The organism is Ruegeria arenilitoris (genome assembly GCF_013031355.1).
GTDB lineage: Bacteria > Pseudomonadota > Alphaproteobacteria > Rhodobacterales > Rhodobacteraceae > Ruegeria > Ruegeria arenilitoris_C.
The window spans coordinates 526937-541086 of record NZ_WPZO01000002.1; the positions used below are offsets into that span (position 1 = coordinate 526937).

At 55.4% G+C, this 14150-nt stretch carries 17 protein-coding genes; 12 read left to right on the forward strand and 5 right to left on the reverse strand.

Annotated features, from left to right (window positions below):
- Positions 1–8: 8 nt before the first annotated feature.
- Positions 9–242: a hypothetical protein gene (locus GOX63_RS08070; RefSeq protein WP_170327344.1), complete on the reverse strand. Its 234-nt coding sequence runs from the start codon at positions 240–242 to the stop codon at positions 9–11.
- Positions 243–340: 98 nt separating this feature from the next.
- Here GOX63_RS08070 and GOX63_RS08075 point away from each other — a divergent pair, with 98 nt between their 5' ends.
- A complete protein-coding gene (locus tag GOX63_RS08075; RefSeq protein WP_170327343.1) occupies positions 341–1675 on the forward strand; it encodes a tetratricopeptide repeat protein in 1335 nt (444 codons plus the stop codon).
- A gap of 233 nt (positions 1676–1908) precedes the next feature.
- On the opposite strand, the gene GOX63_RS08080 is transcribed toward GOX63_RS08075, so the two are convergent.
- Positions 1909–2799 carry a LysR family transcriptional regulator gene (locus GOX63_RS08080; RefSeq protein WP_170327341.1) on the reverse strand — a complete coding sequence of 297 codons (891 nt, stop codon included), beginning with the start codon at positions 2797–2799 and terminating at the stop codon, positions 1909–1911.
- A 109-nt stretch (positions 2800–2908) separates the two neighbouring features.
- On the opposite strand from GOX63_RS08080, the gene gstA reads away from it, so the two are divergent.
- The 4 genes from gstA to GOX63_RS08100 are packed head-to-tail and all read left to right on the forward strand — an operon-like array spanning position 2909 to position 4994.
- A complete protein-coding gene (gstA, locus tag GOX63_RS08085; RefSeq protein WP_170327339.1) occupies positions 2909–3520 on the forward strand; it encodes a glutathione transferase GstA in 612 nt (203 codons plus the stop codon).
- On the forward strand, positions 3517–3897 hold the full coding sequence (locus tag GOX63_RS08090) for a nuclear transport factor 2 family protein (protein WP_170327338.1): 381 nt from the start codon (positions 3517–3519) through the stop codon (positions 3895–3897). Before gstA ends, GOX63_RS08090 begins: the two co-directional genes overlap by 4 nt.
- 3 nt (positions 3898–3900) lie before the next feature.
- Positions 3901–4122: a tautomerase family protein gene (locus tag GOX63_RS08095; protein WP_170327337.1), complete on the forward strand. Its 222-nt coding sequence runs from the start codon at positions 3901–3903 to the stop codon at positions 4120–4122.
- Positions 4119–4994: an NAD(P)H-dependent flavin oxidoreductase gene (locus GOX63_RS08100; protein WP_367647199.1), complete on the forward strand. Its 876-nt coding sequence runs from the start codon at positions 4119–4121 to the stop codon at positions 4992–4994. Before GOX63_RS08095 ends, GOX63_RS08100 begins: the two co-directional genes overlap by 4 nt.
- Before the next feature lie 403 nt (positions 4995–5397).
- On the opposite strand, the gene GOX63_RS08105 is transcribed toward GOX63_RS08100, so the two are convergent.
- Positions 5398–6498 carry a hypothetical protein gene (locus GOX63_RS08105; protein ID WP_170545446.1) on the reverse strand — a complete coding sequence of 367 codons (1101 nt, stop codon included), beginning with the start codon at positions 6496–6498 and terminating at the stop codon, positions 5398–5400.
- Positions 6499–7049: 551 nt separating this feature from the next.
- Between GOX63_RS08105 and GOX63_RS08110 the strand changes: the two genes are divergently transcribed.
- Genes GOX63_RS08110 through GOX63_RS08135 form a run of 6 tightly spaced genes read left to right on the forward strand, consistent with a single transcriptional unit; the run spans position 7050 to position 12389 of the window.
- Positions 7050–7304 (forward strand): hypothetical protein, encoded by a 255-nt coding sequence (locus tag GOX63_RS08110; RefSeq protein WP_170545449.1) that lies wholly within the window; start codon positions 7050–7052, stop codon positions 7302–7304.
- A 31-nt stretch (positions 7305–7335) separates the two neighbouring features.
- Positions 7336–8259 carry a hypothetical protein gene (locus GOX63_RS08115; RefSeq protein ID WP_170545451.1) on the forward strand — a complete coding sequence of 308 codons (924 nt, stop codon included), beginning with the start codon at positions 7336–7338 and terminating at the stop codon, positions 8257–8259.
- Positions 8256–9131, forward strand: coding sequence for a HesA/MoeB/ThiF family protein (locus GOX63_RS08120; protein WP_170327332.1), 876 nt, complete (start codon positions 8256–8258; stop codon positions 9129–9131). The genes GOX63_RS08115 and GOX63_RS08120 overlap by 4 nt, the downstream gene beginning before the upstream one ends.
- Positions 9128–10312, forward strand: a complete 1185-nt coding sequence (locus GOX63_RS08125; protein WP_170327331.1) for a hypothetical protein — start codon at positions 9128–9130, stop codon at positions 10310–10312. Before GOX63_RS08120 ends, GOX63_RS08125 begins: the two co-directional genes overlap by 4 nt.
- Positions 10309–11415 carry a GNAT family N-acetyltransferase gene (locus GOX63_RS08130; RefSeq protein WP_170327330.1) on the forward strand — a complete coding sequence of 369 codons (1107 nt, stop codon included), beginning with the start codon at positions 10309–10311 and terminating at the stop codon, positions 11413–11415. The genes GOX63_RS08125 and GOX63_RS08130 overlap by 4 nt, the downstream gene beginning before the upstream one ends.
- Entirely contained in the window at positions 11415–12389 is a 975-nt protein-coding gene (locus GOX63_RS08135; RefSeq protein WP_170545454.1) for a hypothetical protein, read from the forward strand. Before GOX63_RS08130 ends, GOX63_RS08135 begins: the two co-directional genes overlap by 1 nt.
- On the opposite strand, the gene GOX63_RS08140 is transcribed toward GOX63_RS08135, so the two are convergent.
- Both GOX63_RS08140 and GOX63_RS08145 read right to left on the reverse strand, forming a co-directional pair.
- Positions 12386–12676 (reverse strand): YiaA/YiaB family inner membrane protein, encoded by a 291-nt coding sequence (locus GOX63_RS08140; RefSeq protein ID WP_170327328.1) that lies wholly within the window; start codon positions 12674–12676, stop codon positions 12386–12388. The two genes, GOX63_RS08135 and GOX63_RS08140, sit on opposite strands and share 4 nt — an antisense overlap.
- Before the next feature lie 46 nt (positions 12677–12722).
- Entirely contained in the window at positions 12723–13424 is a 702-nt protein-coding gene (locus GOX63_RS08145; RefSeq protein ID WP_170327327.1) for a PspA/IM30 family protein, read from the reverse strand.
- Positions 13425–13536: 112 nt separating this feature from the next.
- Between GOX63_RS08145 and GOX63_RS08150 the strand changes: the two genes are divergently transcribed.
- Positions 13537–14139: a TetR/AcrR family transcriptional regulator gene (locus tag GOX63_RS08150; RefSeq protein WP_170327326.1), complete on the forward strand. Its 603-nt coding sequence runs from the start codon at positions 13537–13539 to the stop codon at positions 14137–14139.
- Positions 14140–14150 lie beyond the last annotated feature (11 nt).

The following is a 14150-nucleotide window of genomic DNA, read 5'->3' on the forward strand; positions in this document are numbered from 1 at the left end:
CTATGCCCTTAGTTGGAAATGCTACGAGGATTGCGCTTCACCATCCGGCGAAGCTCGTTCACGAGTTCGGATCTGATGTGGGCCCATTCCGCGCGCTCTGAGGCTGTGATTGATGTGTCATCCAACAGCGCAGTAACTTTCTTTAGGTCTTCGATTGCCTCGCTGAGAAACGCATCCGTTTCGATATGACCTGAAAGCGCATCGGAAAGCTCTGGAAGCTCATCACTCAGTTCCCAAGTCACTGGATAATCCCTGGTTCCCACTATCTATTCCACATCAAGATGAGTGCGGTTGACGGCACAGGCCAAGTGAGTCACCGTGAGTTGGGGGTAAGTTTGCTTTGAACCAAGCTAATGAATTGCCTATAGATCAAGATGTTACGCCGCCATCTCCAGAGCTTGTCCGACAGGCACTTCAGAGTGTTGTTTCAAGCGTCGCGTTCCAGGCTTCGCCTCGACTCCAGCAATTTCTTACTTACGTGGTCGAAGAAACTATCGCGGGTCGCGGCGCCCAGATCCGTGGCAAAGCAATCGCGGTTGAAGTCTACGGTCGGAGCATTGATGGCACCGGTGGTCGGAATCTCGTTCGCGTCGAAGCCAGACGGCTGCGTCGGCTGCTGCATGAGTTCTACCAAGATCAAGGAAACGGTGAGGAAGTTCGGATTTTTGTTGATCCGGGCGGATACAGGCCGCGGTTTTCGCAAGAAAGGACGACGGGAGACGACAACTCTAAGATACAAAGCAGAGATGCGTTTGCAGGGCATCCGCGTTTACTGCAACTGCTGACAGGAGGATTGGGTTGCCTTGTATTGATTGCTGGCATTGGCTTTTGGTTTGCTCAGGATAACGAGGTGGTTTTGCCCACAACTAGATCCAAAGAACAGGCTGAGAGGGTAGCCCTTGGAAAGCAGTCATTGACGAGACTTCAAGCGGCGAACCTTGCGGATCAAGCCAGAGGCATGTTTTTTCCTGTATTTGATGTCAAGCGCCAGCAAATAGCACTGGGTATGTTCAAGCATGCCACCGAGCTCGACCCAACGCTTTCCGATGGTTATGCCGGATCGGCACAGGTCCTGGCGACTTTGGCCATGCTGTCCCCTGATAATGCACAAAGAGACGACCTCTTTAGCCAAGCTTCAGAGATGTCGGGAAGGGCGCTTGATCTATCTCCCACCGATGCCTGGGCAAACGGTGCAAATGGTTGGGTATTGGCCACTCAAAATAAACCAGTCGAGGCTATGAAATACGCAAGACTGTCGGTCGAGCTTGCGCCGAATGATGGTCATATTCTGGATCTTGTCGGCATCACCGCCATTATGGCGGGCGCCCCAGATCTTGCGGCTGAGGTGAGCGATCCAGAAAGATCAAGGTCAGGATCGGGCCGCTTTGGCGCACGAAATATTTGGGGGGTATCGCAGCTTATGCTCGGGAATTACGAAAAGGTTGTCGAAGCTTTTAAAGGAGCGCCCGCTGCCGGTGCGCCTGTTAGTGCTCCTTCGCTCCTATTCCAAGCCGTTGCGCACGATCAGTTGGGACATACCGAAGAAGCTCAACGGCTAGTCACCGAAATGCGAAAGACATGGCCGGAGTTTCCATCTGAGTTTCTTGCCGGCAGGGTTTTCCACAATGATGACGAAACGCGGCAAGCGACACTGGATACTCTGAGTAGATACTGATGAAACGCGTCGCATGGTTGTCGACGCAAAGTCAGCTTCCTGCGCGTTGTTGCCGTTCGAAGTAAAAAGTGCTGCAACCGTCGCGAACGGCAGCAACGCGGGTTGCCAGCGCAGCATTTCAAAACAGCGCTCAATGGCGGCTTTGGGCCGACCGAGTCTTCTTGGGAAGCGTCTTTTGCCTCAATATGATCGCGGATCACCTCAATTGAAGAGGATCAGCTGTCCTCGGCAACTCACTCCTCAGGTCGACTTGGCAGCCCGATTTTGTTCCAAAGCTCATCGGCAACAACGCCTATTGCCTGGTCCCTGCGCCTCATCTTGAATATCAAAGTCCGGCGCAGTGGGAACCCTTCCAGATTGAGGGGTATCAAAGCTCCGGAACGCCGCTCCACATCCGTCATATGATCGGGCAATCCGCCCCAGCCAAGACCGGCGAGGATCACTTTTTTCTTGGCAGTGAGATCGGAGACGGTCCATTTCAGGCCCCCTGGGAGTAGATCGCGGCTCTGTTCATGCGCGGTGCCGCCTGTGCCCGCCGTAATCACCTGCACATGGCTTTGCATCTCAGTTGTCGATATCGCGCGGGAACCAGTTGGCAGATTCAGATCGGGGCTGGCCACAGGCCGGATTGTCACCTCAGCAACCGGTTCCGCCTCCACGTCGTCCAGAGGCACCCCGTCAAGCGACGCAAGTGCGATATCCGCTTTACCCTCCATTAGCCGTGCGATTGGGCCACCCATCATCTCCATACGCAGCCGAAGATGAGTTGCGGGGTGACACCGACCGGTGTCGGCAAGGGCAGGCAGAAAAGTATCCAGATCCATAGTGGCACTGACGGCAATATTCAGTTCTGGCTCTTCCCGGGCGCGCAGCCGGGCGGCCGTGGTTCTGAGCCCTTGCATCTGCCGCAACACACGAGAGGCTTCTCGATAGAAGATCTCGCCGGCCGGTGTGAGCGTGGGCCGGTAGGATTCGCGGCTGAACAGTTCCAGCTCCAACTCCTCTTCCAATTGGCGGATGGTGTGGCTTATGGCAGATTGTGATTTGTTTAGTCGCTCAGCCGCACCGCGAAAGGTACCGGTTGAGACAATTGCCTCAATGGCAATGAGCTGGTCGTGTTTCATGGGCTTTCAACATGATCTGTTTTTCTAATCATAATTGTGAAAAGACAATATTATCAATCAATCATATTGCCGGGTAGTCAGATGGCATCGCTCAACACAGGAGAATGCCATGAAACTCTACTACAAACCCGGCGCTTGTCCGCTGGCCAGCCACATCGCGCTGCATGAAACCGGCCGTCCATTTGAAATCGAAGCCGTAGATACTGCGGTGGGCCGGACCGAAAGCGGAGCTGACTATCACACGATCAACCCCAAGGGATACGTTCCGGCTCTGGGTTTGGACGACGGTAGTGTCCTCACCGAAGGAGCGGCTGTTCTGCAATATATTGCGGACAGGTATCCCGAAGCGGGTCTTGCCCCGGCGGTCGGCACGTTGGCTCGGGCCCGGATGCAGGAACAGCTCAACTGGATCGGAACTGAACTGCACAAGGCCTTCGGTCCGCTGTTCCGCGACGGCACGTCTGAGGCTGACAAAGACGCGGCGCGCACTGCTGTTGCCGGCAAGTTCGATCTGATCGAAGCGCAGCTGGAGGATGGCCGAGAGTGGCTGGTTTCGAACCAGTTCTCGGTAGCTGACGCATACCTTTTCGTGGTCGCGAACTGGGCGAATTTCACCGGCATCGATCTATCTCGTTGGCCCCGGCTGGCGGCGTTTGTAAGCCGCAGTGCCGCCCGTCCGTCTGCTCAGGCTGCGATGCGCGCTGAAGGGTTGATCCAATGACGCCCGCCGACCACAAAAAGGTCGGCGAACTGATGGAGGTCTATTTCGAGGGCCTCCATCAAGCCGACAGCACGATGCTGCGCAGAGTGTTTCATCCACAGCTGGCATACGTCTGTGCCACTGAAGGTGATGAACTGTATCTGGATCTCGAGACCTACATGAGCCGCGTGGACGGGCGTGAACCACCAGCCAGGCGCGGTGACCCGCGCGAGGAGGAGGTTCTGGAGATCGCATTTGCCAGCGACAGATTAGCCCGTGTCAGCGCCCGGATGACCATGATGGGGCGAGATTTCCAGGACCTGCTGACCCTTGTCCGCCACGGCACAGAATGGCGCATCGTGACAAAAGTGTTTTCCTATTTTCCGCGAAAGGACTGACCGATGCCATATGTAAATATCAAAGTCACCCGCGAAGGTGGTCCTGACGGCGCCGGCCCGAGTGCAGATCAAAAAGCGCGGCTGATTATCGGGGTCACAGATCTTCTGCATGACGTACTGGACAAGAACCCAGCCACAACCTTTGTGGTAATTGACGAAGTCCCGTTGGAGGACTGGGGCGTTGGCGGCCTGCCAGTGCAAGAGTATCGAAAGCAGACGCAATGAAGACGCGGCTGACTGAGGCGCTGGGGATCACCTGTCCGGTGATCCAGGCACCAATGGCATTTGCTGCGGGCGGCGCATTGGCCAGCGCCGTCTCCCGCGCTGGCGGGCTTGGCATGATCGGGGGCGCCTACGGTGATACCCGCTGGATCGGCCAACAGTTCGATATCTCTGCGGGTGCACGCGTAGGCTGCGGGCTGATCACATGGAAGCTTGCGGAGCGGCCGCACCTGCTCGACCGGGTGCTGGCGCGTAATCCAGCTGCGCTGTTCCTGTCTTTTGGCAATCCGGCACCGTTCGCTCCAGCGATCAAGGAAGCCGGTGTGCCACTGATCTGCCAGGTACAGACCCTGCGCGATGCGCGGCAGGCGCTGGATTGCGGCGCGGACATCATTGTCGCCCAAGGCGCGGATGCCGGCGGCCATGGCGAGGCGCGCGGGGCCTTTGCCCTGGTTCCCGAGATCGCTGATGAGATTGCGCGCCAGAATAACTCGGCGCTGCTATGTGCCGCTGGTGGCATTGCGGACGGGCGTGGCCTGGCGGCGGCCCTGATGCTTGGGGCAGATGGGGCGGTGATCGGTACGCGGTTCTGGGCCTCGCACGAGGCGTTGGTACATCCGCGCATTCTTGATCGCGCGCTGGACGCAACAGGTGATGACACGATCCGCACGCGGGTGGTGGACGTGGTTCGTGGTTACGACTGGCCCAGCCGGTACAACGGCCGCGTTCTGCGCAACCCGTTCATTCAGGAATGGCACGGCTCAGAAGACGCTTTGAAGCTGGAAGCGGGCGTTGAAGCGGCAAAATGGGCGGCAGCTCAGGAAGCCGGGGAATTGATGTTGCAACCGCCTTTGCAGGCGAGGGCATCGGTCTGATCAGCTCTGCGGCACCTGCCGGCGATATTCTTGCGAAACTCATGGCGGACGCGCAGCGGTGTCTGGCTGGGGCGGCTGCATAGCGCGGGGATTCGGGAAGAGCCAGAAACACTTGAGTTGGAGTAGGCGGTGGCACGGTTACTGCCGCCTACTCCTGTTGGGGCGGGAAATAGGCAATCTTGCTGTGCTGAACCTGCCGTGACCTCTGATTACGCGGTTGCAGCGAATGTCGTCTTTGAAGGGCCGCGTCACGGCACCAATTTTGATGACACTGATCGGATTGGGACCGTCGACGATTTAAATCCATCTGACTGATCCTAGTTGATTGTCGGTGCATTATTGGCCCGTGATCAAACGGGATTTTCGGTGGCTCAGCCGGTCTTTTGTGGAATTGAGCTTCTCCCTACTTTCTGCGGAGAACGACAACGAGGTGCCAGACCTCGCAGGCATATTTGTTCGTTTCAACCTCATAGAGATGTGTGAGGCGGTTGTAGAACTCTGCCATAAGCGTATCGAGCAACTCAGAACTGCCGCAGTTGGGGCCGAACAGATGCGTTCTTAAAGTGGAGTCACCAAAGGCCCGGATATACCCAACGTATTTTTGGGCATAAGTGCCAGGCACTTCGATATAGTCTTCGAAAATGTCGTTGGTTTTAATTGGGGCAGGTTCGACGCTAATGCGGCAAATCTCATAAGCTGCTGCCAACTTTGTGTTTTTCACGATGGCATGGCGCGCTTCGTCTGCAGTCATGAACCAAAGCGAAAACAAAAAGGTCTCCAGACTTTCGGAGCTGATGAGTCCTTCATCTGCCATTGTTTGGGCGACTACATAGATTGCGCGATATATGCCTCTCCCGGAAGCGGCAATTCCGTTCTTCTCGGATGTGTCAGGGACAGAGCCAAGTGTGCCAACAACAAGATATCCCCCAGCGCGAATTTCCAGGGCGCGCTGAAGTAGAAATTGTGTCCAGTCTCTTTGCGCAATCCGGTCGACAATGCGTCGCGCATCACTTTGCAGGTCGGCGAACCAGACGGTTCCGGCAGAGTCCAGTTGAATAGCTTGGCTCAACCAATGGCTTGCGAAAATGCAGGTCCCAAGGGAAACCGACTCGGGTGATGTGACCTGATCATAAAAAGAACCGATGGCGGCTTCAGTGCGGATACCCTTGGCAATTTGTACATAACCATCAGGGCCTGAGACCAATTCGAACAATGTGTTCCAGTCGTTGCCAACTTGATCGGAATGGCAAACGACAATGGGGGTATCACTGAATTTCTCCAGACAAGCCTCGATTACCGGTTTGACCATTTCGATAGAGTTAATGCCCGGCCCGCACCCATAGTCCACTATTTTAAACTCAATTCCCTGCGGATCCATTGAGTGCACCAGTTCTCGAACAAGTGGGGACAGCAGACGCACCAACTGCAGTTGTGCAGAGGAGTTTTTGTTGTAATCCAACATACCTTCGGTTGGTTTTCCCGATTGCTTTTTCTTGTTCTTCATTGTTCTGGTCCTCAATTCGAACCGGGCCATCAAATGTCATAACAATACGGTTCCGGCTGCTACTTGTCAGGTTAATCCACTGGCGAAGTTGTCGCTAACTGCGCATCTATGGTTTGCTGTGTTGTTCGGCCGTCGCCTTGGCGGCAAAGCTACACATCTCTGATCTTATACGGCCTACAAGTTTCACACGCGCAGAGAACGGCAGCTTCGGTTGGTTGCACCGCGGCATCGCCATTCTATGATTAACGGCCGGTTAGGGCCGTCCTCGATGCTTAATCTCACGTCACAGGTTTGCATTCTGCACTTTCGCTGATCATCGCGAAGAACCCTGGGCGGAAGTGTCGAAATCTAGCTGCGTGCGCTCGCAGTACCAAGTTTCCTAGGTAAGCACGAAGGTCCATGGCGCGGCGCAGCGTGGTTTCCGGCCATTCATGCATAGTGCAACGATTTTGAAGCTTTAAACTCACAAACTGCGGACTTTCCTGACCGTCGTGGACTACACATTTTTGGCAAATCTTGAAGTATACAGAAGCTAGAGTCAGGACTCGTACTTGTTTCATAGCCAAAACATGGCGGATGTGGCGAGGGCGATTGCGGACAGAAAGACCTCGGGGCAGCGGAAAAAAATTGCGAGCGACAGCAAAGTTAAATGCTGCTGGAATTCACGACTTGCGCTGAAAAGAAAAAAACCTGTTGATGGCGAAGCTATGCGACTTCAGGAAAAAATGATCTCAAGTAGTGTCCTCGCAGAAACTTCGTTCGGATCCGTCGATGAGCAGAAATTAACGGGAACAGGAATTGTTTAGCGCAATTATCAACGCGGCTTCGCAGCGTTACATGGATATTCGTTTAGGTATCCCGGGCGGCTATAGCGTACGCATTCTCGAACGTCCGGGCCTGTGGATGCCAAGCGATGAGCTGGACATTCTGGTCGCGGATCTGCGGAGCGTGGCGTCAAAAACGCTACCGGCCGGGGAACTGAAATACGGCGTGTTTGCTGGAGATCGCGATCGGCTTGCACATTCGGTGATTACTCTGATTTCGCGCAAGGATGACATTACCCCTGTTGCCTTTAATGCCTTGGCGTTGATGGATGTAAACTTGGGCCATCGATCCGAAGAGGTCTTGCACCTGGGATTGGTGATGGTTGATCCAGACCTTCGCAGCCAGGGCTTCAGTTGGGTTCTCTATGGTCTGACCTGTGTGTTGATCCTGCTTCGAAACGGTATGCGTCCGCTCTGGGTTTCGAATGTGACGCAAGTCCCGGCGGTGGTGGGGCTGGTCGGGCAGGGGTTTGCACGGGTTTTTCCAGCGGCACCGCCCGAACCTCAGAACCGGCGTAGCCTTCTGCATCTGCATTTGGCGCGGAGCATCATGCGGCATCACCGTCATGTATTTGGCGTCGGTCCTGACGCGGGGTTTGACGAAGATCGCTTTGTGATCACCAACGCCTACACGGGCGGGTCGGATCATTTAAAGAAAACCTACGAAGATGCGCCGAAACATCGCGATCAGGTCGTTAATGAATTCTGCGAGAACCAGCTTGACTATGACCGGGGCGATGACGTCCTGCAGTTGGGGCAAATGGATATGCCAACAGCGCTGTCCTATGTCGGTCGCGAGGTTCCGCGTGGATCAGTAGCTGCCCTCACCTTTGCTGTCTTCGCGGCGGTATTGCAGCGATTGGCGATGCCACTCTGGCAATGGGCCGATACGCGACACGAATTCGGCATCCTCAGACCACTTGAGCAAAAAAAATGACGGTCTTTACCTATCAGGAGTTCACCACCCGCAATCTCGGATTTGTTTCCGAAGATGAACAAACCCATTTGCGCAACGCCAGCGTGTTCGTCTGTGGAACCGGAGGAATGGGGGGTAGTGCAATTATGACCCTGATCCGTGCCGGAGTGGGTCGGTTGATCTTGGCTGATCTGGACGCGTTCGAAGTGTCCAATCTGAACCGTCAGCTTTTTGCGACGCTGAAAACCGTCGATCAAGATAAAGCTCAGGCAACCCGTGATCAGTGTCTGCAAATCAACCCTGAGGCTGATATAGAAGTGTTTGGGGCGGATTGGACCGACCATGTGGAGCGTCTGGTTCAAAGCGCGGATGTGGTGGTCAATGGCACGGACGATCTTGGCGCCAGCTTGCTGCTGTATCGGACTGCGCGGGCCAAGGGCCGCGCAGTAATTGACGCGTATGCGTCTCCGTTGCCGTCAGTTTATGTCACAGCACCGGGCGATCCGATGCCCGAGGAGCGTATGGATTACACTACACGCGGCACCAACTGGAATGAGCTGACCGCGGTGATGCGAGATGCGGCAGCAATGGCCGAGGCGGAATACGTACTGACCCATTCGTCCTCCCGGCACCACGTTGATCAGGCTCTGGCAGGTGAGGTGATTGCCGGAACCCGCAGCCGTATGTCCTTTGCGCCGATGGTGATCATGGCAGGGACACTGATGGGAGGAGAGGCGCTTCAGGCTGTTCTGGGGCGGTCGCATGGCGCGGATTACCGAGGTTGGTTCCTGAACCCTCACACCGGTAGGGTCGAGTGGCCCTTGCCAAGCTTTATTGCCGCGCTGATGCGTCCGTTGGTTCGACGACAGATGGAAAGGTTGCTGGCTCGATGACAGATACGGCGACCTTTCTGGCGGATGCCTGGGTTTCACTATGTGCGGCATTTGGTGCAGCAACCGTGTTGTTGCGGCTTCAGAACCTTGTGCAGAGGCCGGAAATTGCCAGACGGTTTCAATTCTGCCTGTGGGTGCTGATCGTCCTGATGCTGGCGCGGATTGGCCACTGGGGTGGCTGGGGGTGGCTTTTTTCGGCGATCACAAGCATCTGCGCGGCATTGATCCCCTTGACGGCACTTGTTTTGTCCGAGGGGCTTGTGCGCCGCCACGCGCCTCCGATGCTGAAACAATTCTGTGCGTGGGGGGCTGTGACGTTCGGGCTGTTGGGTCTTTTACAGTTTGGCAATATCGAATTTGGAAGACTTGCGGGGCTGATGCTGTTCCAACTGTTTGGATTAGGTGGCGTCGCTTTGTTCGTTTTGCGGCGCGATAGGGACAGCCTGTCACATGCGGAAAACAGAACCATCAATTGGATAAGCCTGTCATTTCTATTGATCCTGCCGTTTCTGGCAACGGATTTCATGCGTGGGACATCGCTTGACCTGCCGGTCAGGCTGGGTGGAGTGGCGGTACTGGGGCTGTGCTGGTTGTCGATTGCGATGAACCGATCCGGTTTGCGACCGTGGGATACTCTGCGTGGTTTTGGCATCCTATTTGTAGTGGCCGCTCTGCTTTCGCTGATCGTCTCGGGAATTGTGCCAATGGATATTCGGTCCGGTCTGCAGGTTATGGCGATTGTTTTGGCCTCGCTCATGCTGTTGGCGATATGGCAAGCAGCGATTGCCTTGCGGATCGAGGATCGCCAGTTGATCGCCCTTCGTGAGATTGCCGATGCGGAGGGGCACGGCCCAAAGGTTAGCCTGGAGTTGCTTCGACGGGCTGCCGGGTCTCCGGACGCGATATTGGTGGACGAGGCGGACTTGGCGGATATGAACCTGAATGAACTGCGCGCCAGCTTCACGGCCACACCTGTTCAACAGTTAGGGGCCACGGATGACGAACAAGTCAATTGGCTGTTTTCGCGTTTCGATGCAACCCATGCGGTTTTCTTGTCTGGCACCCCTCTGCAATTGGTCATGCTCAACAGTCCCGAAATCGCGGCTTTGGACAGCACCGGTACCGCCTTGCGCGCGGTCCAGAGGATGGCGCAGGTTCTGGTGAGTGAGGGGCCAGCATGATTGAGTTGCTGGAACGGGATTTTTCAAGTTTCTTCACCGCTCCGTTTCACGCCTATGGCGCGGACACCCCATATGTTTCGCCGATGATGGCGGACTTGAAACGCTTTTTGTCAATCGAGAACCCATTGTTCTCCAACGCATCGGATTTCACTTTTTTCTCGGTGAAACGGTACGGCAAGCCCGTGGGCCGGATCACGGCTCACCTTCATCGGGGGTCGAACGACCTGCACCATGAGGCGCGAGGGTGTTTTGGATACTTTGATTGCGCAAATGACCCCGAGGTCGCCACAGTTTTACTGCAAGCAGCAGAAAATTGGTCTCGTGCCAAAGGCATGACCCGGCTGGTTGGCAACTTCAACCTGACTGCGATGCAACAAGCTGGAATCATGACGGGCGGTTTCGATCAGCAACCGTTTACCGACCAGATTTGGGGGCCTCCGCACTTGCCGGGGCTGCTTGAGGCAAATGGGTTTCAGCCGCACTTTCCCATGACGACCTTCGAGCGTCGCCTGGATACCAATCCGATCCCGGAAGTCTTGCCCAACGCGCAACGCTCGCAGTTACTGGATCAAGGGTTCTCTTTCGTACGCGTCACCCACGCGACCATTGCTGAAAGGCTTGAGGATGCGCGTGCCATCCTGAACCGCAGCTTCAAAAACAATCCCATGTTTGTTCCGGTAACCGCCGAAGAATTCCACTTTCAGGCCAAAGACATGAAATGGATCATGGACCCGCGAATTTCAAAGGTTGTGCACTATCGCGGCGCTCCAGCGGGTGCCGTAATCGCTATTCCGGATCTCAACCCATTGCTCCGTCGGATCGGTTCGCGATTATGTTTGTCCCTGCCGTTTCAATACCTCCGCTACAAAGCTCGCCGTGATCGTGCAGTGGTCATTTTTCAGGGCGTAATGCCAGAGTTTCAAGGTCGTTCGGTCAACCCATTGATGCTGAGCGAGATGACGCGAGACATGATTGCCGCCGGATACAAAACCGTTGGTGGCACTTGGATCGCTGACGAAAATGCAGCCAGCCTGCGACAAACCGAAAAAGCCGGCGCTGCGCCGCTTCACAGGCTGCATCTGTTTTCCAAGGAGTTGGTGTAGTGGACCGCACGGAATTCGAAGAAATTGTGTCGCAGGCGATGCTTGCCCCTTCGGCGCATAACTCACAGCCAGCGCGATGGCGACTGGTTGCGGAGTGCATAGAGGTCTACGCCGATCTGTCTCGACGCCTGCCTGTTGGTGATCCGAATGATCGCGATTTGGAAGTCTCATGTGGTGCGGCGGTGGAAGGCACCGTGTTGGCCCTGGCTGCGCGCGGGGTTGGTGCAGAAGTAACCGTATCAGACGAGCCGGAGGAGGGAGGTTTGCGCAAGATTGCCTGCATTACTCCTAAGGCGACCGCTGACGCAGAGGATGCAGAGCTGGCCGTGGAAACGTCGAAACGTCTGACACATCGTGGGGGCTTTGCACCTCCTCCTCAAGGTGCTTTTGAGAACTGGAGCAGCGCTCACATGACATTGGTTGAAGATGCGGCCCAGATCGATTGGCTTGCCAAGCAAATCGACATCGCATCAGCCCGCGTTATGCGATCCAGAGCCTTTCGTTCGGAGTTGCTGAGTTGGATGCGTTTGCGTGATGGCGATCCGAACTACCACACCGATGGTTTGAACCGAGAGGTGCTTGTCGTGGATGCAACAACCGCAAGGTTAGCGCCATTCGTTCTGGGTGGCAGGCTTTATGACCTGTTGTCGGTTCTGGGCCTTGGTCCACACCTGTCGGGAGAGGCTGCGCGCAGCCGTGAAGCAGGGGCAATCGCACTATTCCACTGGCCTGAAAACGGGTCGATGATTGAGGCAGGCCGGGCGTTTTATCGATCCTGGTTGCAAGCTACTGCACGTGGCTTGGTGGGATGGCCTGCAGCAGCGCTGGCAGATGATCCGGGTACATGCGCAGCCGTCTCGGATCGTTTTTCCGTGCCGACTGACAGGGTCCTGTTCAACGCGTTAAGACTGGGGGCAGCAAATGGTGCCACCCCCAGCCGAACGCGCCTGTCTGTGCGCGAGGTCATTGTTTAAGCAGCGATATTCTCGCCGACTTCTTTCAGCAGTTTTTCGGTTTTTGCGTCTTCGATCCGGTTGTGCAGACGTTGCGATTCTTCACGGTCGCGCAGGGTTTTTGTGATCGAAACGGTGGTGTGCACCAACATCAGCGCAGACATGGAGTAAAACCCTTTTGCAGCAAAACTGGCTTCGAGGAAGTAGATGCCGCCGGCCATCATCGCTGCCGCGACAATGAACGAACCAATAGTGAACATGTTCCAGGCGTTGGACTGCGGCAGGTTCAGGTTTTCTTCGGTATTCATGGATCAATTCCTTTCAGCTTTTTGTCGGTTAAATTCAGTTTGGTCGTCAGTTCGATTTCGATTTGTCAGATTTCTTCACCTTTTTCTTCAGGCGATCGAGCACGTCATCAGTGCTTGATCGCAAAGGCTTACCGCACCCTGCTTCGGCCAACCTGTCGCGCATGTTCTCGGCCGAGCCAGTCGCTTCCAACTCGGTCATGGCGCGCGCTGTGGCATCCATTTCGCTTTGACGTTCTTGCAAACGCTGAAGGGTGCTCTCAGCCTCGCGCAAAGTGGATAATCCGCTGTCGGGTGCCACTTGTTGCAGGCGCTGCGTTTTGTCGGTGGCCGTGGCAAGGCGCTGACCACGCTGCAGCTGCCGCAACCGGGTTTCAGCCTCGCGCAGGACGGTGCGTAAGCGGGCGATCTCAGTATCGAACCGGGCCTGCGCCTGGGTTGATACATCACGCTCTGCTTCGAGATCGGCGATTGTCTCGGCCGCATCCCTTGCCAAATCCTCACGGTCTTTCTGCAGCGCATCCAAAGTGCGGGCTTCGAGGTCTACGATCTGTTGGGTCAGTCGTTCGTGCTGCTTAACCTCCTGTTTGTTCTGGGCCATCGCGACAGCAACAGCCTTGCGGGACATCTGAACAGCATGGGCGCAGTCCCGGATCTGCTGGCGCAAAATAGGCAGAGCATTGCGGTCGGTTACGACGGATGCCGCCTCAAAGGCCCGGCCTCTTATTAAAGTGGCAAACTGTTTGAACATCGTTGGCTCCTCATTTATGAACATTGTTCATGAAGTGACTATGAAACGAATCTGAACATTGTTCAATTACAAAATGAACGTCGTTCATTAAATTTGGAGTCAAGAGGATTAAGTGGCTAAAAGTAAAAGAGAAATTCTAAAGAAAAATATCCTGATCGCTGCGGAAAAGCGCATTGAAACGCAAGGTTTGGCTGCTTTGCGCGCCCGTGATGTCACAAAAGATGCCGGATGTGCTCTCGGCAGTCTTTATAACGCCTTCGAGGATCTGGACCTTCTGATCCTGGCGGTCAACTCTCGCACACTCGCACGCTTGCATGCGTCATTGCAGACCGCCTCTGCGTTACAAAACGCGCCCCAGGACAAGCTTCTTGCGCTGGCGTTATCTTATCTGGATTTCGGTACTGCGAACCCGAACCTGTGGGCCGCATTGTTTGATCACCGTATGCAACCGGGAGTACCTGTCCCGCAATGGCACCTTGAAGAACACGCGGTGCTCATTGCCGAGATTATCGGCCCGTTGTCGCAATTGAGCCCCAACTTAGATGAAGACACATTGGCTTCGCGTGCGCGAACCGTGTTTTCTGCTGTGCACGGCATCGTCAAGCTCTCGTTGGAGGGGCGGTTTGTCGCCTTGGAACCGGATTTGGTCCGGGCGGAGTTGACGGAGTTCGTTTCCCAGTACTTGCGAGGGTATCAGTCAGGGCAGAAGGGATAAGATGAACACAT